At 58.2% G+C, this 23,849-nt stretch carries 20 protein-coding genes, 2 pseudogenes, 1 riboswitch and 1 other annotated feature; of the genes and pseudogenes, 12 read left to right on the top strand and 10 right to left on the bottom strand.

The genetic code is table 11. From position 1 onward, the window contains the following. Window positions 1-245: 245 nt before the first annotated feature. Both ON16_RS02505 and ON16_RS14865 read right to left on the bottom strand, forming a co-directional pair. Window positions 246-1,109 carry a DNA-binding domain-containing protein gene (locus ON16_RS02505; RefSeq protein WP_040659110.1) on the bottom strand — a complete coding sequence of 288 codons (864 nt, stop codon included), beginning with the start codon at window positions 1,107-1,109 and terminating at the stop codon, window positions 246-248. Between the two features lies 1 nt (window position 1,110). After that, window positions 1,111-2,397, bottom strand: a complete 1,287-nt coding sequence (locus ON16_RS14865; RefSeq protein WP_051131480.1) for a sensor histidine kinase — start codon at window positions 2,395-2,397, stop codon at window positions 1,111-1,113. A gap of 282 nt (window positions 2,398-2,679) precedes the next feature. Continuing rightward, window positions 2,680-2,794: riboswitch (FMN riboswitch) on the top strand. Between the two features lie 159 nt (window positions 2,795-2,953). Between ON16_RS14865 and ribD the strand changes: the two genes are divergently transcribed. From ribD to ON16_RS02445, 12 genes and pseudogenes are all read left to right on the top strand, one after another. Then, entirely contained in the window at window positions 2,954-4,057 is a 1,104-nt protein-coding gene (ribD, locus tag ON16_RS02495) for a bifunctional diaminohydroxyphosphoribosylaminopyrimidine deaminase/5-amino-6-(5-phosphoribosylamino)uracil reductase RibD (protein ID WP_040659108.1), read from the top strand. Continuing rightward, window positions 4,042-4,683 (top strand): riboflavin synthase, encoded by a 642-nt coding sequence (locus tag ON16_RS02490; protein ID WP_040659106.1) that lies wholly within the window; start codon window positions 4,042-4,044, stop codon window positions 4,681-4,683. Before ribD ends, ON16_RS02490 begins: the two co-directional genes overlap by 16 nt. A gap of 11 nt (window positions 4,684-4,694) precedes the next feature. Beyond that, window positions 4,695-5,894 carry a bifunctional 3,4-dihydroxy-2-butanone-4-phosphate synthase/GTP cyclohydrolase II gene (locus ON16_RS02485; protein WP_040659104.1) on the top strand — a complete coding sequence of 400 codons (1,200 nt, stop codon included), beginning with the start codon at window positions 4,695-4,697 and terminating at the stop codon, window positions 5,892-5,894. Between the two features lie 26 nt (window positions 5,895-5,920). Further along, window positions 5,921-6,388, top strand: coding sequence for a 6,7-dimethyl-8-ribityllumazine synthase (gene ribH / locus ON16_RS02480; RefSeq protein ID WP_040659103.1), 468 nt, complete (start codon window positions 5,921-5,923; stop codon window positions 6,386-6,388). Between the two features lie 496 nt (window positions 6,389-6,884). Further along, a complete protein-coding gene (locus ON16_RS02475) occupies window positions 6,885-8,075 on the top strand; it encodes a M20 metallopeptidase family protein (RefSeq protein WP_040659101.1) in 1,191 nt (396 codons plus the stop codon). A 116-nt stretch (window positions 8,076-8,191) separates the two neighbouring features. After that, a complete protein-coding gene (locus tag ON16_RS02470) occupies window positions 8,192-9,406 on the top strand; it encodes a hypothetical protein (protein WP_040659099.1) in 1,215 nt (404 codons plus the stop codon). 26 nt (window positions 9,407-9,432) lie between these two features. Further along, on the top strand, window positions 9,433-10,599 hold the full coding sequence (locus ON16_RS02465; protein WP_040659098.1) for an amidohydrolase: 1,167 nt from the start codon (window positions 9,433-9,435) through the stop codon (window positions 10,597-10,599). 116 nt (window positions 10,600-10,715) lie between these two features. Then, window positions 10,716-11,402 (top strand): DUF554 domain-containing protein, encoded by a 687-nt coding sequence (locus ON16_RS02460; protein ID WP_040659096.1) that lies wholly within the window; start codon window positions 10,716-10,718, stop codon window positions 11,400-11,402. 262 nt (window positions 11,403-11,664) lie between these two features. Continuing rightward, window positions 11,665-12,618 (top strand): XdhC family protein, encoded by a 954-nt coding sequence (locus ON16_RS02455; protein ID WP_051131479.1) that lies wholly within the window; start codon window positions 11,665-11,667, stop codon window positions 12,616-12,618. Continuing rightward, complete coding sequence (locus ON16_RS02450; protein ID WP_040659094.1) at window positions 12,615-13,025, top strand: hypothetical protein; 411 nt, start codon at window positions 12,615-12,617, stop codon at window positions 13,023-13,025. Before ON16_RS02455 ends, ON16_RS02450 begins: the two co-directional genes overlap by 4 nt. Before the next feature lie 124 nt (window positions 13,026-13,149). Continuing rightward, window positions 13,150-13,417 (top strand) — a binding site (T-box leader). A gap of 58 nt (window positions 13,418-13,475) precedes the next feature. Further along, a pseudogene (locus ON16_RS16450) lies at window positions 13,476-13,568 on the top strand (hydroxymethylglutaryl-CoA lyase-like TIM-barrel protein); the annotation flags it as partial. Window positions 13,569-13,574: 6 nt separating this feature from the next. Continuing rightward, window positions 13,575-14,105 (top strand): annotated as a pseudogene (locus ON16_RS02445) (isocitrate/isopropylmalate family dehydrogenase); the annotation flags it as partial. Between the two features lie 210 nt (window positions 14,106-14,315). Here ON16_RS02445 and ON16_RS02440 read toward each other — a convergent pair. The 8 genes from ON16_RS02440 to ON16_RS02405 all read right to left on the bottom strand — a co-directional run bounded on the left by ON16_RS02440 (window position 14,316) and on the right by ON16_RS02405 (window position 23,750). Continuing rightward, complete coding sequence (locus ON16_RS02440) at window positions 14,316-15,137, bottom strand: putative hydro-lyase (RefSeq protein ID WP_040659093.1); 822 nt, start codon at window positions 15,135-15,137, stop codon at window positions 14,316-14,318. A 59-nt stretch (window positions 15,138-15,196) separates the two neighbouring features. Then, on the bottom strand, window positions 15,197-16,141 hold the full coding sequence (locus ON16_RS02435) for a 5-oxoprolinase subunit C family protein (RefSeq protein ID WP_040659091.1): 945 nt from the start codon (window positions 16,139-16,141) through the stop codon (window positions 15,197-15,199). Beyond that, entirely contained in the window at window positions 16,138-16,875 is a 738-nt protein-coding gene (gene pxpB / locus ON16_RS02430; RefSeq protein ID WP_040659090.1) for a 5-oxoprolinase subunit PxpB, read from the bottom strand. The genes ON16_RS02435 and pxpB overlap by 4 nt, the downstream gene beginning before the upstream one ends. 49 nt (window positions 16,876-16,924) lie before the next feature. Next, complete coding sequence (locus ON16_RS02425; RefSeq protein ID WP_040659088.1) at window positions 16,925-18,172, bottom strand: NRAMP family divalent metal transporter; 1,248 nt, start codon at window positions 18,170-18,172, stop codon at window positions 16,925-16,927. A 40-nt stretch (window positions 18,173-18,212) separates the two neighbouring features. After that, window positions 18,213-18,980 carry a LamB/YcsF family protein gene (locus ON16_RS02420; RefSeq protein WP_040659085.1) on the bottom strand — a complete coding sequence of 256 codons (768 nt, stop codon included), beginning with the start codon at window positions 18,978-18,980 and terminating at the stop codon, window positions 18,213-18,215. A gap of 278 nt (window positions 18,981-19,258) precedes the next feature. Next, window positions 19,259-20,611 carry a sigma-54-dependent transcriptional regulator gene (locus tag ON16_RS02415; protein WP_040659084.1) on the bottom strand — a complete coding sequence of 451 codons (1,353 nt, stop codon included), beginning with the start codon at window positions 20,609-20,611 and terminating at the stop codon, window positions 19,259-19,261. After that, window positions 20,608-22,293 carry a sensor histidine kinase gene (locus tag ON16_RS14860; protein ID WP_051131478.1) on the bottom strand — a complete coding sequence of 562 codons (1,686 nt, stop codon included), beginning with the start codon at window positions 22,291-22,293 and terminating at the stop codon, window positions 20,608-20,610. The genes ON16_RS02415 and ON16_RS14860 overlap by 4 nt, the downstream gene beginning before the upstream one ends. Continuing rightward, window positions 22,290-23,750 carry a sodium:solute symporter family protein gene (locus ON16_RS02405; RefSeq protein ID WP_040659082.1) on the bottom strand — a complete coding sequence of 487 codons (1,461 nt, stop codon included), beginning with the start codon at window positions 23,748-23,750 and terminating at the stop codon, window positions 22,290-22,292. Before ON16_RS02405 ends, ON16_RS14860 begins: the two co-directional genes overlap by 4 nt. Window positions 23,751-23,849: the final 99 nt, after the last annotated feature.

Genomic DNA, 23,849 nt, shown 5'->3' with positions numbered 1-23,849 from the left:
AAAGAAAGTGTCAAATTTTTAATTATTGTCATTTTTGTAGTACTTGTATAAATATTGCATTTCCTTTTGTGAATAACCGGTAGTACATAATTTCATATAATTGAATCTCCACATGCCAAAAGATTTCATATGGCGCACAAACGGCAGAAAAACCGCGCCCCCGGATTTCTTCGGAGAGCGCGGTTCAGGCGATAATCTTTTTTTAGTTTTCTTCGGATTCAGGACACTAAAAGGCTCCTCGTCTGTCAGCGTTCGCTGGAAAGCGCAGCCAGCGCATAAAGAAATTTTTTCAAAGAGGCGCGGCCATGCTGTCCACTCTTGCCGCGGATACAGTCCATCTCCCGCCGCACCTGCTCAAAGTGATACAACGTCCCAGCATACTCGGTAAACGTATCGTTGCCGTAATCCTCAATGCCAAGGTTGGCGAGATTCACCATGCCTGCGGCGGCGGCACGGCGAATCCTCTGCTCCATGGATTTGGGCGAGGCGCTGAAATGGGCGCAGCACTGCGCCACCGTCACAGTCTCCGCCTGCGTTCCACAGTCGGCCAGATACTCCGCCGCCTGAATAATTTCCCGACAGGCTGGGTCGCCGCCAAGACCGATCTTCTGAAGGATGGCGGTCAAGGCCGCCTGCCTCCGCCCGTCTCCCTCCTGTGGTGCGGAAGAGCGAACGGACGCTTCTTTCTGAAGCGCGGGCGTATCCTGCAAAAGAGAGCGGAGCTGGTCCAAGGTGCGGTCCATAGTCAGCAGTTCCCCCACCTTTCCGATCACGCTCAAAACCTCCACACTGTTCACGGGCTTGGAGATAAAAAAGTCCACTCCCGCGTCATATGCCTCAGCCACCATATCCTTGGAGGACACTTGGGAGAGCATAACAAAGCGCACCGCCGGAAACAGCTTTTTTGCCCGCCGCACAAATTCCACGCCGTCCATCCCCGGCATCAAAAAATCCGCCAGCACCAATTCTGGCCGGACATGACGCAGGTCCTCCAGCGCCTCCGTGCCGTTTTCTCCGCAGCCCACCAGACAGCACCGCTCGTCCCGTTCTAAAATCAGCTGCAGCACATTGCGCACAGCGGGGTCATCGTCCACAAGATAGATATCCATGTCAGTCCTCCTCCGCCATCAGCTCCCGCCGCGAAACGCGAACGGCAAATACCGTTTTCCCCTCCTCGGAGCGGACGCTGACGCTGCCGTGGAGCCGATCCTCCACCAGCTCTTTGACAATGGTCAGCCCCAGTCCCCGATTGACTTCGCCGGTTGTCTCGTTGATCTTGCTGGAAAAGCCCGGCAGAAAAATCTGCTCCAGATGCTGTGGCAGAATACCGCCGCAGTCGTCCTCCACCTGAAAGACAAGCTCATCCCCCTCGCTTTGTACATGGAGCGTGAGATGAGCCTCTTCGCCGTCGGGTGCGGCCTCCACGGCGTTGTTCAGCAGGTTTCGCAGCACAGACATCAAATAGTGGTGCTGGCGCAGGGTAATCTTTTCGGTGCAAACGGTGGTAAGGGATACGGTTTTCCCTGCCGCATGGGCGGTTCGCCGCGTGCTTTCCCCCATGATCCGCAGCAGCTCACCCAGCTCCATGCCGCCGCTGTCAACGTCGCTCTCCAGCGCTTCCATAATTCCACGCACAATTTGAAAATATTCTTTTTTCACCTCGTGGATGTCCTTGGCAATCGTGAGTGCCGCCTCCACCTGCCTGCTCTGCGCCCCGCTGTCTCTTAACTCGCCGTACAGGTGATAGGCCGTGTGCATCGTGTCCTCGATCAGCGCGGTTCCCTTTGTCATCCATGCCACCTCGCTTTTCAGCGAGGCCGTCATCAGCAGCAGCCGCTGATAGCGCTCCGCTTCTTCCCGGCGAAGAACCTGAATGCTGTAAGCGTCCAACATCCGCAAGGTGACCCAAACCAGAAACGTCCGCACGGCGGCCACGCCCAAAAGCTGCAAAAGGGACAGCGGCGCAAACGCGGCAACCCCCGTGCGCACCAGCAGCTCCGCCACGTTGGAGATCATGTCGATCCCCGCCAGCGGCAGGAATTTTTCCGGCCGCACCGGCCGCAGAGGAACGCGGCGGAGATAGAGTGACAGCAAAACGCAGTCAACCAGATAAAACAGCATCTCCGGCGCGTGGACCTGACAGCTCTGTGCAAAACTTCCCCCCGGCTGCAGCAGCAGCCGCAGCAAAAAAATGCCTACCGATGCAAGCAGAGCGGACGGCATCAACAAAAAATCGGGCCACAAAAAGGCCAAAATCGGCAGCAGCGCCGCGGCGACCGTAATCAAAAGCCGCCCGGAAAACAAACTGATATAGATTTGGGATGCAAGTATAATCAGGAGAATACCGGGGATCAGGGAGGAGACGTGCTTTCCCCGCAAGTCGGCCTTTTCGCCCACGGAAGCCCTTCTCTCTGCGCCAGAGCGGCGGTTTTCTATTTACTCTATCACACAATTTTGTCTGTTTCAACCAAAAACCGGTGCATCGTTTCATTCAAAACCGTTTGAACCGCTCGAATTTTGTCGCTCCTCCACCCCGTTTTTCCCCTCTGCCCCTGAAGGCACGCCCATCCGAACGGATTTTTTTACCGAAGATTTCTGTCCAGCCCTTTGCATCGGGGTCCGCGCCCCACCTGCTTGACATCTCCCAAAAGCGGTGCTATATTGTCAGGGACAAGTGAATAAAATCTTCAGGGCAGGGTGCAATTCCCTACCGGTGGTAAAGCCCACGAGCCGCAAGGCATGATTCGGTGTGATTCCGAAGCCGACAGTACAGTCTGGATGAAAGAAGATGCGATAATTTTGCGCAGATGCTGCGCGTATTTTTGTTGACCTGCTCTGGGATGATTGCGATCATTCCAGAGCTTTTTTGTCAAAAATACGCCTGCTCCGGCGTTCCTTTTCCACATGCCTTGAACGATTTTGTTCAAGGCATTTTTTTGTGTGGAGGCACTGCATGGAAGACAGAGACTACATGGCTTTGGCACTGGACTTGGCCCGCAAGGGCTGCGGCAGTGTCGCGCCCAATCCCATGGTGGGCGCGGTGCTCGTGAAGAACGGACAAATCATCGGGCGGGGCTGGCACCAACAATACGGCGGCCCTCATGCGGAGCGCAGCGCGCTGGCCGACTGCAAGACCTCCCCCGCGGGGGCGACGCTGTACGTGACGCTGGAGCCCTGCTGCCACCACGGGAAGACACCCCCTTGCACGGAGGCAATTTTGGAAAGCGGCGTCGCAAGGGTGGTGATCGGCTCTTGCGACCCCAATCCGCTGGTCTGCGGAAAGGGCGCGGCAATTCTGCGATCCTATGGTGTAACGGTGACGGAAGGGGTTTTGCGGGAGGCCTGTGATCGGCTCAACGAGGTGTTTTTCCACTTTATTCGCCAAGGAACCCCCTTTGTCGTGATGAAATACGCCATGACGATGGACGGAAAAATCGCCGCCTATACCGGCGCTTCCAAGTGGATCACCGGCGAGGCGGCCCGGGCGCGGGTGCAGGCCGACCGACACCGTTATTCGGCCATTATGGTGGGAATTGGAACGATACTGGCGGACGATCCCCTGCTGACGTGTCGGATGGAGGGCGGAAAGAATCCCGTCCGTGTGATCTGCGACACCCACCTACGCACGCCGTTGGATTCAAAAATCGTGCAAACGGCGGCGCAGGTCCCCACCATTCTCGCCGCTGTCCGCCCGGATGAGCGCAAACGGCTTGCCTATCAGCAAGCGGGATGCGAGGTTTTGGACCTGCCGGAATGGGACGGACATGTGGGCCTGCGGGCCTTGATGGCGGAGCTGGGTGGAAGAAAGATCGACAGCGTTTTGCTGGAGGGCGGCGGATCGCTGAACTGGTCCGCGCTGAAAAGCGGAATTGTACAAAAGGTACAGTGCTACCTTGCGCCAAAGCTCTTGGGCGGCGCGGAGGCCAAATCCCCCATCGGCGGCCGTGGCGCCGCCGCTCCCGGAGACGCTTGGCATTTGGTCAATACCACCGTGACCTGTGTGGGAGAGGATTTCCTTTTGGAAAGCGAGGTGGAACCGCCGTGTTCACAGGATTAATCGAGGAGCTTGGAACCGTGCGCAGTCTGCGGCGCGGGGGCGAATGCGCGGTACTGACCGTGCAGGCCGAACGTATTTTTGACGATCTCAAGCTGGGGGACAGCGTGGCGGTCAACGGCGTATGCCTCACCGTCTCCGCCCTTGAACAGCGGGTATTTTCCGCCGACGTGATGCACGAAACACTGAACCGCTCCTCGTTGGGCAGTCTCATACCCGGAAGCCATGTCAATCTGGAGCGGGCCATGTCCGCGGGCGGACGCTTTGGCGGACACATCGTCTCCGGCCACATTGACGGAACCGGCAAACTCCTGCGCATTCGCCGGGACGGAAATGCCGTGTGGTACACCGTGTCCGCAGAGCCGAAAATCCTCCGCTACATCGTGGAAAAAGGCTCCGTCGCCATTGATGGAATCAGCCTGACGGTGGCGTCCATGGGACGGGAGGATTTTTCTGTCTCCATCATCCCACACACAGCGCAGGAAACCACCCTCTCTGAGCGCCGGGTGGGCGACACCGTCAATCTTGAAAACGACGCAATTGCAAAATATGTAGAAAAGTGGATGCAGCCGTGTCGCCCGGCCGGTACTGGCATTACCCCCGCCTTTTTGGCGGAATCTGGATTTTAAGGAGAACAACCATGTTTGCATACAACACCATTCCCGAAGCGCTGGAAGCGCTGCGCGGCGGCGAGATCATTCTGGTAACCGACGACGAGAGCCGGGAGAACGAAGGCGATCTCATCTGCGCCGCCCAATTCGCCACCACGAAAAATGTCAACTTTATGGCCGCTCACGGCAAGGGGCTGATCTGCATGCCCATGGGTAAGGCCCTTGTCCGCAGACTGCAAATTCCCCAGATGGTGGCGGACAACACGGACAACCACGAAACCGCCTTCACCGTTTCCATTGACCATGTCTCCACCTCCACCGGCATCTCGGCGGCGGAGCGCAGTGTGACGGCCATGGCGTGCGTAGCAGAAAACGCACAGCCTGAGGACTTTCGCCGTCCGGGCCACATGTTCCCCCTGCTGGCGAAGAAAAACGGCGTGCTGGAGCGGGATGGGCACACAGAGGCCACTGTGGATCTGTGCCGTTTGGCGGGGCTGAAAGAATGCGGCCTGTGCTGTGAAATCATGGGGGAGGACGGAACCATGATGCGGACAGCGGAACTTGGCGAACTTGCTAAAACTTGGGGGCTGAAATTTATCACCATTCGGGCGCTGCAAGATTACCGCAAGCAGCACGACTCTTTGGTGGAGCGGGCGGCGGTCACGAAAATGCCCACCAAATACGGGAATTTTACGGCTTACGGCTACCGCAACAAGCTCAACGGCGAGCACCATGTAGCTCTTGTGAAGGGCGACGTGGGCGGCGGAGAAAATCTTTTGTGCCGCGTCCATTCCGAGTGCCTTACCGGGGACGCCTTCGGCTCCCTGCGCTGCGACTGCGGACAGCAGTTTGCCGCCGCCATGGCGCAGATTGAACAGGAGGGCCGGGGCATCCTGCTGTACATGCGGCAGGAGGGACGCGGCATCGGGCTTTTGAACAAGCTGCGGGCCTATGAATTGCAGGACGGCGGCATGGACACGCTGGAGGCAAATCTCGCGCTGGGCTTTGCCGGAGATCAGCGGGAGTATTTCATCGGGGCACAGATTCTGCGGAATTTGGGAGCCAAAACGCTGCGCCTTCTGACCAACAATCCCGACAAGGTGTATCAGCTGGCGGATTACGGCATGGAAATCGTGGAGCGGGTTCCGATCCAGATGAGCGCCACCGCCCACGATCTCTTTTATCTCAAGACCAAGCAGGCAAAAATGGGGCATCTTTTGAACTATTGAACATTTAAAAAAGGAGCAGGAAAAGTATGAAAATTTACGAGGGAAAACTGGTATCCAAGGAGATCAAAGTTGGTATCGTCGCCGCCCGGTTCAATGAATTCATCACCGGCAAACTGGTGGAGGGGGCGCTGGACGGTCTGAAGCGCCACGACGTTCAAGAGGAGGACGTGAGCCTCGCGTGGGTTCCGGGTGCGTTTGAAATTCCCCTGATCGCCTCTAAAATGGCAAAAAGCGGGAAATATGATGCGGTGATCTGCCTTGGCGCCGTGATTCGCGGCAGCACCTCTCATTATGACTATGTATGCAGTGAGGTGTCCAAGGGCGTTGCGTCCGTTGCTCTGAACAGCGATATTCCGGTGATGTTCGGCGTGCTGACCACGGAAAACATTGAACAGGCCATTGAACGGGCGGGCAGCAAAGCGGGCAACAAGGGTTTTGACTGCGCCGTGGGCGCGATTGAGATGGTGAATCTCATCCGCCAGATCGAAGTTTGACCAGATCCGTGCCTGTCTTTTTAATGCGGACAGTCGACACATGTCAGACCACTTAGGGCGCACACCCGCATACGTGGCTCCGTTGTGTAAAATCTTGTGTACATAAATATCAAATAAAGTGTGGATATGTTCTCTTTTTTGGGAGAGTTTTTCCGGATCGGCTCTTGACTGTTTCGACATTCTGCGTCATAATACTTTAAACGACTAAACTTTTTTGACAGCAGCAATGAAATTGTTCTATTGAAACCGAACATAGGAATGGCAGGACTAAGGCGTCTGTGCGAACTCGTGTGAGAGGGATTTTTGCGGATGTTTTGCAAAAATCCCTCTTTTATTTTATTTTTTAACCGTTCAGGCGCTGTTGCAGGGAGATTTGGCGCTGCCCTTTGCCGTTTTTTCAGCGGAGCTTTTGCCCCCTCCCGTGCTCTTCGCGGCCTGCGCGTTGGACGGTGTCCGGCGTTGGCCGCAGAAATGCAAGTGAAAGGAATCTGATGAAATGAGTACCATTCAAACCCGGTCAGAAGCATGTATCGACGAGATTGTCTCTATTCGGCGGGATATTCACCGCCATCCGGAGATCGGCCGGTCGGAGGTCCGCACCTCTGCGCTGATCCGTGAAAAGCTGGCGGAATACGGCGTGGATAAGATCGAACAGCCTGTTCCCACGGCGGTGGTCGCTCTGATCCATGGCACGATGGGAGTCGGCAAATGCGTTGCCCTGCGGGCCGACATTGACGCTCTTCCGGTGACCGAGGATACCGGCCTCCCCTTCTCCAGCGAGACGCCGGGCATGATGCACGCCTGCGGACATGATATGCACGCGTCCATGCTGCTGGGTGTTGCCAAGGTGCTGTGCGGGATGCGGGAGCAGTTCCGCGGAACGGTAAAGCTGATCTTTCAGCACAGCGAGGACACTCTTCCCGGCGGAGCCAAGGAGCTGGTGGAAAAAGGCGTTTTGGAGAATCCCCATGTGGACGCGATTTACGCCATCCACATGCTGCCGGATGAAACCCTGCTGGGCAAAGTCGGTATGCGCGCCGGTGCCATGACCACTTCCGTGGACCTGTACGATGTGACGGTGACAGGCCGGGGCGGCCACGGCTCCGAGCCGCAGAAGACGGACGACCCCATTCTGGCCGCCTGCCAGATGATCGTGGACATGCAGCAGATTGTCGCCCGCCGAATCGACCCGCTGGAGACAGGAATTCTCTCCATTGGCAGTATCCACAGCGGCGACGCGCCCAACGTGATTCCCGGCGAGGTCAAATTCGGCGGCGTATCCCGCGCTTTTTCCGAGGAGGTGCGGGAAACCATCCGCCAGCAGATGTTCGCCATCAGCAAGGGGATGGAATCCATTTCCGGCTGCAAGGTGGATATCTACCACTATTACGGCTATCCCGCCGCGTACAACGATGAGGAACTGGTGGACTGCGCCAAAAAAGCCGTGGCGGATGAGCTGGGAAGCGACGCCATCGTGGAGCTGGAGCGCCCCATGGGTTTCAGCGAGGACTTTGCCTACTTCCGTCAGATGACCGGTACGCCCTCCGCCTACTTCATGCTCTTTGGCGGACAGGGCGGCGATGCGCTTTATCCCCTTCATAGTCCTAAAATGACTCTGCGGGAGGAAGCCATGCCTTACGGCATTCGAGCCATGGCCAGCATTGCCGTTGAGTTCCTGAACCACTAATCGCGCATTCCTGCCCCAAAAGGAAGGAATTTCGGGCATGTGTCCTGCCAAAAGCGCCCGATGTCCGTCCGGCGGGTTTTAAATAGAGACAATCTAACACAGAAAGAGGAGAGGACATGTACAACTTTGCACTTGCATTCGTCATCTGCGCAGCCGCTTTTATCATTGGCGAGGTCGTTTCCACCGTGACGAAGGCATGGGTTCCTTCCGTCTTTGTCACCGCCGTGGTGATGCTGATCGGATACTGGACCGTGCTTCCCCCCACCTTGGTCAGCGACAGTATGCTGATTCCCTTTGGCAGCACCATCGGTATCTATCTGCTGATCACCCACATGGGTACTGTTATCAGCCTCAAGCAACTCCAAGAGCAGTGGAAGACCATTGTGGTCTGCCTGTGCGGCCTTGGGGGCATGTGCGCGCTGTCCCTGTTGGTCGCTCCCCTGCTGATGAACCGGAATCTGGTGATCGCCGGCCTGCCCCCGCTGACCGGCGGCATTGTGGCTGCCACCATTATGCGAGACGCCGCCGCGGCTGCCGGTTTGCAGACCGCCGCCGTGTTCGCCATCACCATGTACTGCATTCAGGGATTTGCCGGTTATCCCATCACCGCCGTCTGCCTTCAGGTGGAAGGCAAGCGTCTGCTGAAGAAATACCGCTCCGGCGAGGTCACCATGAGCGACGCCGACCGCGCCGCCGTGAGCAAGGCCGAAGCCGCCACCGCCTCTGCCGCCGCTAAGAAGAAGCTGATTCCGCCTCTGCCTGCAAAGTTTGACTCCGCCGTGGTGGTCTTGATCAAGCTGGCCTTCGTGGGCTGGATCGCCACACAGATGGGCAAGATCGCCTTCCCCTACATCGGCACCATCAGCGGCGCCATCTGGGCGCTGGTTCTGGGTATTCTCTTCACCACCATCGGCTTTTTGGACACCAACTCCCTGAACAAGGCCAATTCTTACGGCATCATCATGTTCGCTCTGATGATGTACGTGTTCGACGGTTTGAAGGACTGCACCCCCGAGATGCTGGGTGCCATCATCGTCCCCATGATTATCCTGATCGTCATCGGCGTGGTCGGCATGGCCGTCATGTCCTTTATCGTGGCCAAGGTTTTGCGGATGTCCTTCCCCATGGCGTTTGCAAACGGCCTGACGGCGCTATATGGCTTCCCCTGCGACGCCATCATCACCGAGTCCACCTGCACCGCTCTGGCCCAAACCCCCGAGGAGAAGGAATATCTGATGAGCAAGATGTTCCCGTCCATGATCGTGGGCGGTTTCGTCACCGTTACCATCACGTCGGTCTTTGTTGCCGGCGCGTTTGCGAAAATGTTTTAATTGATCGAAATAAGGAGTGCTGAAAGTTGAATCGCAAAGAAGCTGCCGCGAAATACGGCGATTACCTGATTGAGATGCGGCGCTGGTTCCATGCCCATCCGGAAGTCAGTGGAAAAGAATACGAGACTAGCAAGCGTGTCAAGGCCGAGTTGGACAAGCTCGGAATCTCTTGGCGGCCCTGCGGTCTGGAAACCGGCATTTTGGCCACCATTCAGGGTGCAAAGCCCGGCAAGACCATCCTGCTTCGGGGCGACATGGATGCGCTGACCGTTCAGGAGGAGACTGGACTGCCCTTTGCCAGTGAGAATCCGGGCGTGATGCACGCCTGCGGCCACGACTGCCATATCTCCACTCTGCTGACCGCCGCGCGGATGCTCAACGATCTGAAATCCGAGCTGTGCGGCACGGTTCAGCTGGCGTTCCAGCCTGCGGAGGAGATTGCGCAGGGCGCAAAGTCCATGATTGAAAACGGCGCGCTGGACGGCGTGGACGGCTGTTTTGGCATTCATGTCTGGTCCGACGTGCCCGCGGGCAAGGTGGCGTTGGCCCCCGGTCCCCGGATGGCCGCCGCCGACATGTTCACCATTGACATTCAGGGCAAGGGCGGCCACGGCTCCGCGCCCCATCAGTGCGTGGATGCCGCCGTCGTCGCAAGCGCCATGGTGGGCAACCTCCAAACCATCGTCAGCCGGGAAATCGAACCGGGCGACCCGGCCGTTCTGACCGTTGGCCGGATGGATGTCGGCACCCGCTGGAACGTGGTGGCGGAATATGCCAAGCTGGAGGGCACCACCCGCTATTTCAGCCGGGACCTGCAAACGCGGTTCGAAGAGATGATGGAGAGGGTCGTGACCCAGACCGCCCGGACCTTCCGGGCCGAGGCCAAGCTGACCTATGACCGCATTGTGCTTCCCACCATCAACGATGAGACTATGACCAAGCTGTCCATTGGAGCGGCTGAAAAGGCCATCGGCCCCGACTCGGTAATTGCCATTGACCGGATCACCGGAGGCGAGGATTTCTCCTTCTTCATGGAGAAGGTTCCCGGCGCCATCGCCTTGATGGGCGTGGGCGGCGAGGCCTGCGGCGCCATCTGGCCCCAGCACTCCGGAAAATACCGGGTGGATGAGGACGCGCTGATGAACAGCGTGCTGCTCTACACACAGGTTGCCATGGATTTCAACGCGGGCTGATTCCGCGCGGCTGCTATTTTGCAGAAAGCAAGACCCTGATGCTTTGACATCAGGGTCTTGTCTTACTCCAAATCCCCGGTCTAGACACGGGGATCCGATCAGAAGGAGAATCAAGTATGCTCATTGGAACAATTGTAAATACGGCAACCGTCATTCTGGGTTCCCTCATCGGCATGTCCCTTGGCAACATCCTGCCGGAGCGCCTGCGGGACACGGTGATGAAGGGACTTGGCATGTGTACCATGTTTATCGGCGTCACCGGGATGCTGGGCGGAAAAAACGCCCTCATCACCATTATTTCCATCGCGGTGGGCGCGGCCATGGGCGAACTTTTGGATTTGGACGGACGGTTGAGCCGCTTTGCCGGAAAGCTGGAAAAGAAATTTCAAAAGCCCGGTGAGAAAACCTCTCTTGCCGAGGGCTTTGTCACAGCCTCGCTGGTTTTTTGTGTGGGGACGATGACCATTGTGGGCGCTTTGAACGACGGCCTTTCCGGAAATCACGAGATGCTTTTTACCAAAGCCGTGCTGGATTTTGTGTCGTCTATGATCTTTGCCTCTTCCCTTGGTATCGGCGTTTTATTGGCGGCGGGAGCGGTCTTTTTGATTCAGGGAAGCATCGCGTGTCTCGCCAGCTTTGTCGCGCCGCTGCTCCAGCAGGGCAACACCATCGAGGAGATGACCGTGGTCGGTTCCGTACTGATTTTAGGACTGGGGCTGAATTTGATCGGGGTTTCTAAGTTAAAGGTCATGAATTACGTACCCGCCATCTTTCTGCCGATTCTGCTGTGCCTTTTCATGTGAGCGAAAGCCCCGGCTCTATGGCCGGGGCTTCACGCTTTTGTTGACACCTGCGCCGCCATGCGCTACAATTATCCGATCAAACCAGTAATGTGAATGGCTCCGCCGCAAGAACGGCGGTCAAAAACGACGACAGCCGCGCCGGTGCGGCGGATTCATACGAAAAAATTGACAGCGCAGACAGGATTTCCGGCATCCCCAAAATGAGATACATGGCTTAGGCCTGCCCTTGGTTGACACTTTGATCGCAGGAGGAACTTTTTGATTGCATACGCAGTTTCACGAAATTTTGGAACAGGTTCAGCGCGGTGCGTCCGCGGCCTACTCCTTTGAAGCCGAGGGTATGCGGTACATTCGCAACTTCCGCCCCGCGGAGCGGTTGATTCTCCTTGGCTGTGGCCACATCGCCCAGCCCCTTTGCCAATATGCCGCTGATCTCGGCTTTTCGGTGACAGCGGTGGACGACAGGCCGTCTTTTGCAAACCGCACCCGCTTTCCCGATGCAGCGGAAATTGTTTGCAATTCTTTTCCAGAGGCGATAAAAAGCCTTCAAATTGGTCAAAATGACTATGTGGCCTTCATCACCCGGGGGCATCGGTACGATGCGGAATGCCTGCGGGCAATCCTGCCGGGTCCGGCTCCCACGTATCTGGGGATGATCGGCTCCAGACGAAGGGTGGTGGCGCTGCTGAATCTCTTGGAGGAAGAGGGGTTTCCCCGGTCCGCGCTGGACGATATCCACACGCCCATCGGTCTGGACATCGGCGCTTTGACCGTGAAAGAAATTGCCGTCTCCATCGTGGCGGAGCTGATCGCATGTCGGCGGCAGCGCACAAACCGCCGCGCAAAGGGAACCGTTCTGGTGGCAGAGGACATTGATCTGCCCCTTCTGCGGTTTTTGGCCTGTGATCCCGCACCCAAGGCTCTGCTGACGGTATATGCGACCAGCGGCTCCACGCCTGTGAAATCCGGAGCCATGATGGCGGTGGATCAGACACTTCGCTCGGCAGGCACCATCGGCGGCGGATGCGGGGAAAGCGCCGTGCTGCGGGACGCCTGCCGTCTGATCGGGTCCGGCGGCAAATGCAGTGTAACCGTGGATATGAGCAACGACGTGGCCGAAGAGGAAGGCATGGTCTGCGGTGGACAGATGAAGGTGCTGATCGAAGATCTGGGCGCGGCGGACGGAATTTTGGAACAGGTGGAGGCAGAGAAATGAGTTGTGACCACAATCAGTGCGGCTCCGGCGGATGCGGCGGATGCGGCAGTTCCGGCGGGTGCAGCGGTGGGGGCTGCTGCGGCGGAGACCGGACGCTGGAAATGACGCAGTCGGAAATTGAATTGCTGCTGGACTTTGCTCAAACCCCCTTTCTCCCCGTGGCCCGGCGGGCGGATTCGGAGGTTCCGGTCTATTTGGAAAGCGCGCGGCACACCCCGGAGGAATTCGGCGTCCTTCTCACCGCCCTCTCGCAAAAGCGGCTGATTCGGCTGGATTTTGATTTGCCGTTGGTGAATTTTGACTACGCGGCCTATCAGACCTATCCCCACAAGGGCAGCATGGCGCTTACCGCTGCCGGGCAGCGCGTTTTGGAGCTATTGGAAATTCAGGGAATCCCGCAGGAATAGGACCGCCGCCGCGCAAGCCGGGCAGGTCTTTTCCCGCGCCATGCACGAAATTTGAACAGGCTTTTAAAATTTGTGCTTGACAAGTTCTCCCTTTTCCGCTACTATTGCAACTAATCAAATCACAAGAAATGCTGTGACAGGGAAAAAAGTTCCTTTGCAACGCTTCAGAGAGCCGTCGGTTGCTGCGAGACGGCGCAGAGCAAAGCGGACGTTACTGGCCCTTGAGCATTCCCTCCGAACCGGTTTTCCGGATTAGGCGGGAACGGATTTCCTCACCGTTACCAAAGAGGCGGGATTCGTCTGGCGCAGGCCGGGCCGATCTTGTAAGCGGGCATGATTTCCATCATGCCAACCGGAGTGGTACCGCGGGAGTTTCGACTTTCGTCTCTGTAATCAGAGACGAAGGTCTTTTTTTGTGCAAAAACAGCTGTAATGAGGAGGAATTATCACATGAACCGCATTAAAATCTTTGATACCACGCTGCGTGACGGGGAGCAGTCTCCCGGGTGCAGCATGAATCTGCCCGAAAAGGTGGAATTGGCCCCCTAGCGCCGCAGGCGCGTCACCTCCGTGGACAAGGCCAACGTGCTGGACAGCTCCCGCCTGTGGCGGAAAACCGTCTGCGCCGTGGCGGAGGAATACCCCGATGTGGAACTGCTCCACATGTATGTGGACAACGCCGCCATGTAGATTGTCCGCGATCCCAGCCAGTTCGACGTGATCCTGACGGAGAATCTGTTTGGAGACATCCTCTCCGACGAGGCCAGCCAAATCACCGGCTCCATCGGTATGATTCCCTCCGCCAGTCTGGGTGAAGGAACCTGCGGTCTTTACGAGCCGATTCACGGCTCCGCGCCCGACATTGCCGGACAGGACAAGGCCAACCCCATCGGAACGGTCCTAGCCGCCGCCATGCTGCTGCGCCACAGCTTCGGCATGGAGCGGGAGGCCGCCGCCGTGGAAGCCGCGGTGAAATCCGTGCTGCGCGGCGGCTATCGCTGCGGCGACATCTGTCAGCCCGGCTGTACGCCAGTGGGCTGCCGGGAGATGGGCCGCCTGCTGCGGGAAGCCATTTGCTGACCCTCTGCACTATCACCTAAGCATCTGCCCCGCCAACAACCACTTACTCATTGGGCGATCTGCCGCACTATCCCGCAGAAGCGGGCGTTCAAAGTCCTTTTATGTCCCGCAAAAATGGCCCCATGGGTTCGGTATTCGCATACCGCCCCATGGGGCCATCTTCTTTTCTCGCGTATCACTTCTACCGCGGAATCCCGGCGGACATTTCCATTACTTTTGCTTCTGAGCCTCCAGATAATCGTTCAGTTCCGCATTTTTCACGTCGGTGATGAACATATGCCCCGGGGCATGGGTGATGACGATGGGTGGCTTTGCGTTCTCCACCGCCGCCTGCGGCGTGACACCGCAGGGCCAGAAGACGGGAATCTCACCGGGGTGAATTTCCACCGCGTCGCCATAGTCCGGCTTCATCACGTCCGCAATGCCGATCTCCGCCGGGTCGCCCATGTGAACGGGCGCGCCGTGGACATTGGGCATCTTTTCGGTAATGGCTTTTGCAATCTGCGCATTTTCCGGGGTCATGGGCCGCATGGAGCAGACCATGGGGCCGAAAAACGGCCCCGCCTGCACCGTTGCGATGTTGGTCTTGTACATTGGCACGTTACAGCCCTGCGTGATGTGGCGCACCTCTACCCCGGCGGCGATCAGCGCCTCCTCAAAGGAGAAGGAGCAGCCAATCAAAAAGCCCACGTAGCCGTCTTTCCAATAGTCGGAGACATCGGTCAGCTCATCAGTAAACACGCCGTCCCGGTAAATGCGGTAACGGGGAATATCGGTGGTGATGTCGCCGTCCTCGCCCATAGTATGGGTCTTGGGCGTTCCCTCAATGATCTCCAAAATCGGGCAGGGAAAGGGATTACGCTGCGCAAATTCTTTAAAGTCCGCCGCATAGTCCGGCGGCAAAATCACCAGATTTGCCTGTGCATAGCCCCGGCACATACCGGCCGTGGGAAAGTCGATCTCGCCCTTGCGAATCTTGGCCCGCACCTCGGCGGGGGACACGTTGATATAAGGGGTGATATCAAAAGCCATGGAATGATCCTCCTTATGTTTATGAGCGGGCGGCGGCAGCAATGCCGCTGCCTCTGCATTTACGCATCCAAAACGTGGCGCAGCAGCCGCAAAGACGCCCGCTGGGCCAAAAGCGCCTCCTGCGCGGTGGAGAGAGAAACCTTTTCAAACCGAACCTTGTCGCCGCTTTTCAGCTGACCGAGGATGCGGAAATCGGCGGAGATCACGTTGGCAATTTTGGTATAGCCGCCGGTGGTCTGCCGGTCGGAGAGCATGATGATCGGCTGGCCCGAGGCCGGAACCTGAATCGCGCCAAAGGCGATTCCGTCGGAAATGATATCGCCGGAGGTCTTGTGAGCGATTTCCGGCCCCTCCATGCGGCAGCCCATCCGGTCAAACTCGGCGGTCACGCCGTACACGCCGGAGAGAAACGTTGCGATTCCCTCATCGGTAAACGCGTCGTCCTGCGGGCCAAGAACCACCCGGAGGGTATACGTTGCCCGCGCGTGGAATTCCGGCGCGATGAACCGCGCCTCCAGACGCTTCGGCTCCGTTCCCGGGGCGCGGAGCTTCAGCTCGTCTTCCTTTTCCAGCTTTCGGCCCTGAAGACCGCCGATCTTGGCCTTCATATAGGTGGAACGGCTGCCCATTACCTCTGGGACATCCAATCCGCCCGCCACGGCGATAAACGCCCGGCAGCCGCATTTCGGCCCGGTAAAGCGCAGCGTCTGCCCCGCCGCCAGCCGGAGGGCGCGATAGTTTTCCACGGGAACGCCGTCCACCGTGGGGCCCAAGTCCGCGCCGGTAATGGCGATCACCGCCGGCTCGTCAAAGCGGAGCTGGGGGCCCATGACCGTGCATTCCAGCACAGCCTCCCCCTCCGCATTGCCCGCCAAAATATTGGCCACGGCGGCAGAGCGGGGGTCCACCGCGCCGGATACCGGCACACCGAACTGCTGATAGCCCGTCCGACCCTGATCCTGAATGGTGGTCAGCATACCGGGATGCAAAACCTTGATACTCATTTTGCCCCCTCCTCTCTGGCGTGGCGCTTGCAGACGTAAGTTCCGGCGGCTTCCTGTGCCGCTATTTTATCATATTCCGCCCGGGTGATGGGATAAAATTTAATATATTGTCCCGCCTCCGGCAAAATGGGTTTCTCCCGCTCCGGGGCATACATCCGCACCGGCGTTTGGCCGATGAGCTGCCAGCCCCCCGGAGAGTCGATGGGATACACGCCGGTCTGCGCACCCGCAATGCCCACGCTGCCCGCCGGAATTTTCACCCGGGGTGTTTTCAACCGGGGTGTGACGATGGACTCGTCCATGCCGCCCAGATACGTAAAGCCCGGCGTAAAGCCCAGCATATAGATGAGATATTCCGGGGCGCTGTGGATCGCAATCACTTCATCGACAGACTTTCCTGCGTGCTCCGCCACAAAGTTCAGGTCTGGGCCTTCTTCCCCGCCGTACAGCACAGGGATTTCCAGCACCTCGCTGGGTGGAATCTGCACCTTGTCAAGACTGCCCAGCAGCCCCTTGAGCGCCTTTTCCAGCGCGGGGTAACGGATCACGCCCGGATCGTAATGCACCATCAAAGAGCGGTAGGTGGGCACCGTCTCCACGATGCCGGGAATCCCGCTGTTTTGCAGGGCAATGTTAAACGCACGGATGCGTCCGTTGATTTCTTCGCTGATCTTGTTTCCAAATTCCACCGTCACGGCGGTGTCGCCCGCGTTTAAAAATCTAACTTCGTTCATTCTTGCTCCTTTCCGCCGGGGCGGCGCACGCCGCCCCGGTAAGCGATGATTAGCCGAACAGGTTCAAAATGCCGGGAACAGCCTTCACACCGGCATAGAGGGAGATGCAGACCACAATCACACCCAGCACGATCATCCAAGTGGGATGCTTATAGTCCTCGCCCACGATTTTCTTGTTGCGGCACGCCAGCAGCATCACGCCGAGGCTGACGGGCAGAATCAGACCATTGAAGGCGCCCGCGATAATCAGCAGCTGGGCGGCGTTGCCGACCACGACCATCATCACCGTGGAGAAGGCGATAAAGGCCACCACAAACTGGCGCTCATACTTGGCAATAAAGGGATGCAGCGTTTTGAGGAAGGAGACGGAGGTGAATGCCGCGCCCACCACGGAGGAAACGCCGGCGGAGAACAGGCACAGGCCGAACAGCCGATAGCCAAGGTTGCCCGCAGACAGACGGAACGCTTCGGCGGCGGGGTTGCTGGCGTTGATGATGGCGTCGGCATTGACCGCGTTCCACTGAGAGCCGATCATGCAGGTGCCCAGCACGGCCAGAAACAGCAGAATACGCACGCTTCCGGAGGTAGCGCAGCCCTGAAGCACGCTCTTGCGCACATGGCCCACATTTTCGGGGCCGGAAATGCCCGCGTCCAGCAGACGATGCGCGCCGGAGAAGGCGATGTAGCCGCCGCAGGAGCCGCCAAGCAGCGTGGTCAGGGCCACAAACATGGAAGGAATCTCATTGAACTTGGTCAGGCTGGACGCCACAACACCCATAGGGGGCTGGGAGATAATCGCCACCACCAGCACGGTGACCAGAATGATGGCGGCCAGCACGGTGGCAACCTTGTCCATAATGGTCTTGGCGTTTTTGTTGATAAAAATAATGATGCCAAGGCATCCGGCGATGACCGCGCCCGCCTTTTCATTCAAGCCGAACATGGCGTTAAAGCCCAGCGCCACGCCGCCCACGTTGCCCACATTGAAGGCAAGGCCGCCGATGGCCACCAGAATGGCGAGTGCCACGCCAAGGCCCGGCAGCACCTTGTTGGCCACGTCCTGCGCCCGCATCTTGGACACGCTGACGATGGACCAGATATTCATCTGCGCCGTAATATCCATCAAAATTGCCAGCAGGACGATCAGGATCAGAGGGGCTCCGTACTGTGCGGTAAACTTCGAGGTCTGGGTCAAAAAGCCGGGGCCGATGGCGGAAGTCGCCATCAAAAAGGCTGCGCCGAACAAAACGGACCGGCTGGGCTTTGCAGTGTTGTTGAGATTGTTGGGGTTACTCATATTCATACCTCCGTCAAATTTGCTTTTGAGCAAGGGGACCTTACACGATAGCGGAAATGGGGGCAATTTTGACCCCCTGCTCCTCCAGCGCGGCGCGGATGTTCTTCACAAATTCCACCGCAGAGGGGTTGTCGCCGTGAACGCAGATGGAATGTGCATCAATGGAGACTTCCTCGCCGGTGATAGCGGTGACTTTGCCCTCCGTCACCATACGGACGGTGCGGCGGATGGCCTCGTCCTTGTCGTGGATCACCGCGCCGGGCTGCTTGCGGGGAACCAGAGAGCCGTCTGCCTGATAGGCCCGGTCCGCAAACACCTCGCTAGCGATCCGCAGACCCGCCGCACGGCCCGCTTCCAGCATTTTGCTGCCGGCCAACCCCAGCAGGATCACGTCCTTGTCCACTTCGGCAATGCCCTCGGCAATGGCGGTGGCCAGCTCCAAGTCCTTGCCCGCCATGTTATAGAGTGCGCCGTGGGGCTTTACGTGCTGAAGTTTTACACCAGATGCTGCGGTGAACGCCAGCAGTGCGCCCATCTGATACTGGACATAAGCCTTGGCCTCTTTGGGGGAACACACCATGTTCCGCCGCCCAAAGCCCATCAAATCCGGAAAGCCCGGATGTGCGCCCACGGCCACGCCTGCCTCCTTCGCCATGGCGACGGTTTGAGCCATCACCAGCGGGTCCCCCGCGTGATAGCCGCAAGCCACGTTGACGGAGGATACGTGCCGAATCACCTCGCTGTCAAGTCCGATGGTATACGCGCCGAAGCTCTCTCCCAAATCGCTGTTCAGATCTACCAGATTCATACTGTAAGCTCCTTCCTTTTTTCGCCCCGCAGGGCGCAATACAGATGTGTCTGTTAAATTTATAGCAAATCTCGTGCCGGAGTTTTTCGGCCTTTGTGGAAAATCCATTGGTATTTCATGTTCTTTTTTAAAATTCTGTGTAATTTGCCAAATTTTAACCCGCATATTTTGTAATTTTCACATTGGTTTTTGCGTGCCCTTTTTAAAGGAAAGCACGCCCGCTCGGGAAAACAAGTCGATTTCCTGAGCAGACGTGCGATTTTGCACGAATTATGCGTTCAATTCTGCACGGATTCATCCTCCAGCCGCCGTTTCAACGTAAACCGGCTGATGCCCAGCAGTTCCGCCGCCGCGGTGCTGTTTCCTCCGCTGAGCGCCAGCGCCCGGCGGATATAGGCCCGCTGGAACGCCGCCGTCTCCGCTTCCAGATCAATGGGGCCTTTGGCAAGGTCCTTCAACCCGCCAATAACGGCAGGCCCGCCGCCCGGAGACTCCAAGGGCGCGCCCCGAAGCCTTGTCCCCTCGCAGAACAGCACCTCCCGCTCCAAAACGTTTCGCAGTTCCCGGACATTGCCCTTCCAGTAATAGCGGCGCATTTCCTCCAGATACGCCGGATCGATGGAGGCGATCTCCTTGGAAAACTTTCGGTTGAAATGGCGCAGATAGTACTCCGCGAGGACAGGAATGTCCTCCACCCGCTCCCGCAGGGGCGGAATGAAAATCTGCATGACGTTTAGGCGGTAGAACAAGTCCTCCCGAAACGCTCCCTTTACAATTTCGTCCTCCAGTCGGCGGTTGGTGGCCGCAACCACTCGCACGTCCACAGGGATGTCGGCAAGGCCGCCCACCCGCTTGAAACAGCGGTCCTCCAAAAATGTCAGAAGCTTAGCCTGCATGGCAAGGGGCATTTCGCCGATCTCGTCGAGAAACACCGTGCCGCCGTCCGCCAACTCAAAAAGGCCCTTTTTCGTTTTCAGCGCTCCGGTGAACGCTCCCTTTTCGTAGCCGAACAGCTCCGCTTCCAACAGGCTTTCCGGAATCGCGCTGCAATTGATTTTCACCATGGGGCCTGCCTGCCGGGCGGAGGAATAGTGGATGCTGTTGACCACCACCTCTTTGCCGGTGCCGGTTTCACCCCGGATCAAAAGGTCCACATTGTCGTTTTTCGCCAGCAGTCCGATCTGGGAGCGAATCGTCTCCGTGGCGGGGCTGACGCCGATCAGCTCCCGCTGCTTGCCCTTCACCGCCTTCAGGCTCCGGTCCTTTTTCAGCTCGTCCAGACTCCGGCGGATGGTGAGATGCAGTTCGTCCAGATCAAAGGGTTTTTGCACAAAGTCGTAAGCGCCCCGGCGGATTGCCTCCACCGCCTGCGCCACGGTGCCGTAAGCCGTAACCATAATGATGCGGATGTCTTCGTCCAGCCGGTGAATGGCCTCGATATAATCGGTTCCCACGTCGCTGCCCAGCCGATTGTCCAGCAGGACTACATTGGGCCGCATTCGTTCCACCAGCCCAAGGCCCGCTGCAATCGTTTCCGCCGTCTTCACCTCATACCCAAGGTCGGAAAGGCCCGCCTCCAGCGAAATGCGGATGAGGCTTTCATCGTCGATGACCAGTACCCGTTCTTTCATAGCGTCTCCTTTTCCCCGGCTTCTGCCCGGCGAAACCGCAGTTCAATGCGGGTTCCTCCGCCAAGACTGCTGAGAATTTTCATTTCGCCGCCGTTTTGCTCCAGCAGACGGCTGACAATGGCAAGGCCGTACCGTCCCGTGCCGCCAGAGGTGATGCCCCGTTCCACGGAGCGGAGTTTTTCGCCGTCCATCCCCGTGCCGTCGTCCGTCACGGAAAGAAGCGCGCCCTCCGGGCTGCTTTCCGCACGCAGTTCGATGCGTCCACCCCAGCCCACGGCTTTCAACGCGTTGCTTACCAGATTCACCAGCACCTGTTTCATCTCCGTCTCGTCGGCATAGACAGATAGACCCGGCTCTGCCGCTGTCTCCATGGCGACGCCGTGGTTCCCGGCCAGCTTGGAATAAAGCATCGCCACCTCGCCCAAAAGCGGCTTCAGCTCCACCAGTGTCTTGTGGCTCTCCCGCTTGCGGGAGAGGTTCAAAAGACCCTCGATCAGTTCGTTGATGCGGTCCACCTCTTTGATGACGCTTGCACACAGTGTCTGATCCCGCTCCCGTTCCAGTCCGCGCCCCACCACCTGAATGGACGCGCGGATGCCCGCCAGCGGATTGCGGATCTCGTGGGCCAGCATGGCCGCCAGCTTCCCGATATAGGCCAGCTTTTCACTCTCTCCCACCTTTTCTTCCATGATTTTATCATAGGTCACGTCGTCAATGGTGCAAAGTGTTCCGGAGTCCGCCTCCGCGCCGGTGCGCCTCAGCCGCCACACGCCGATCTGGTAGAACCGCGCATCCCCATCCCCGTTTTCCAGACGGATGGCCTCGTGGGGAACGCTTCCCTGCGTAAGATGCCGCTCCAGTACCAGCCGCAGCGTCTGCCCTGCGGCGGAAAACTCCTCATCCGCCAGCATGGCGTTGGCCCGGTCGTTGACACACAGCACCCGTCCATCCGCGCTATAAGCCACTACGCCCAAGGGCAGGTTTTCCACGATGCTTTCATTCAGTGCTTTTTGCTCCGAAAGCGCGGCGTTATACCGCCGCAGTTCCTCCAGCATCCGGCAAAACGCATCGGCCAGCTGCCGCGTCTCCGTACTGCCCACGTCCGTGGGGATCAGCTCCGGCATGGCCTCCTGGGGATGCGCCCTGATGGCGGCGCAGGCAACCGCCAGCCGCCGCACCGGCTCAGAAATACTGTAAGACACAAAAACGCCCACCTGAATGGTGATAATCAAAAGGGCAATGGTGGCAAGTATGGCGTATTTTTGCTCCTCCACCAAACTGTTTTGAAACTCTGCCTCGTCCAGCGTATAGCACAGCCGCCAGCCAAAGCCGTTGTCGCTCCGCTCCGCCAGCACGCTGCCCTCGTGCGCCAGCGCGGCTCCCTGCTCTGTTCCCAAAATGGACGTGCCGCGACTGTTGAAAATGACAAGGCCGTCATTTTCCAAAGCGGCGCAGCCTGCCAAAATCGCTTCCTGCCCCACCTCGTCTCCAAACTGGCGGATGTCCCAGCTGATATAGGCCAGCAGCTCTTCCCCCTTGTCCCGCTCTTGCGTCAGCTTGCTCTGATATCCCTCCCACAGCATCAAAAAGCCAAAACACAGCACGGACAGCACGCAGATCCCCACCACCGCCATAAGGATTTTGTTCTCAATGGTCAGCGACCGTTCCCGTTCGCGCTTCACGCCTCCGCCTCCTTTTTCCGGCTCAGAAGCGATCCCAGCCACAACGCCGCGATGGAGATCAGCGTTCCCGGCAGAGCCGGATGAAAGGGCAGCACCCCCTGATAGTACGGGGGATAGAACACCGCGAGCGCCGCAAGGCCGGACCCCAGCGCGGCATATACCCCGGTGAGGGTTGTCCCCTTCCACAAAAGCGTTCCGAACATTGGGGCCAGCAGCGTCACACTGAAGACCCCCCAAACATCCCCGCCGTAAGTCAGCAAAGAGGCGGGGGGCGACAGCGCCAGCAAAAGAGAAAGCGTCCCTCCCGCCATCACCGCTCCCCGGCTGAGATTCACCAGCGTGCTCTCCTTCAAGGGGCGGGGCCACAGTGCCCCCACCACATCGCAGGAGCAGCTGGACGCGATCAGAAGCAGCTGGGAGTTGGCGGTGGAGATGCACGCGCCAAGAATCGCGAACAGCAAAAAGCCGCTCCAGCCGCTGTACAGATCGTTGTTGAGAATGTAGGTGAAAATTTCGTCGGTGGAGAGCGTCGCATCCACCGTGGGAATCAGCACCCGCATTCCCAAGCCGATGCTGCTGAGTGTGAAGTAGATCACCGCCAGCAGGCCCAGAGAAATCCAGATCATACGCCGAGCGGAGCGGGCGTCCCGCGAGGCCAAAATCCTTACGGCGTATTGGGGGTTCACCGCAAGGCCCAGTCCCCAGCCGAAAAACATGCTGATGCTCATGAGCGGGGCAAAGTCCCCCTGCCCAAAGGGTTTCAAGAGATCGCCCGCCTCCGTGGCATACGCCATGCCCCTGTGGGCATACCCCGCCACCTCCGCCGCACCGGTATAGATGCCGTCAAGACTCCCCACCCGGGCCACCACCGTCACCAGCAGAACTCCCAGACCCACAATCATTAAAATCAGGTTGAACACGTCGCTCCGGGTCACCGACTGATATCCGCCGAAGGAGGTGTATAGAATAAACAAGTATACCAGAAGAATCGCCATGCTGTACGGGATGCCGAACAGCGTAGAGGCCACAATGCCAAAACCCTTGATCTGAATCACCAGATACAGCACATACACCGCCGCCAGCAGCACGCCGTAAGCCGCCTGAAGGCCCTTGGACCCGTATCGGACACGGAACAGCTCCGGCACCGTGGTGACCCCTGTGGCATACAGCCGGTCGCTGACCAGAACGATCAGCAACGCCCCTAAAAACCACGGAACCACGGAGAACACCATCGCAGAAAGGCCGCTTTCGTACACGGACCCGGTAAGGCTGAGGATGCTGGCCGCCGAAATCCAAGTCCCGGCAAACGTGCACACACAGCGCCACAAGGGCAGCTGCCGCCCGCACATGAAAAATTTACTGATACTATCGCTGTCCCGCAGGCTGCTTTTGCCAATGACGAGTAAAACCGCGGAATAGGCTGCGAAATAAATGAGATAGAGCAAGGTTTTGTTCATAACGGGTTTCCCTCCGTACGCCTGCGGCGGCTTTCTTTCCGCTTGCTATCCTATCATACCCCGTGGAATTTGAAAACCCCCGGCGGCAGCCTCCCAAGG

It is taken from the genome of Oscillibacter ruminantium GH1 (assembly GCF_000307265.1).
GTDB classification, from domain to species: Bacteria; Bacillota; Clostridia; order Oscillospirales; family Oscillospiraceae; genus Oscillibacter; species Oscillibacter ruminantium.
The sequence above is the reverse complement of the archived record's forward strand: the minus strand, read 5'-3'. Positions and strand labels throughout refer to the sequence as shown.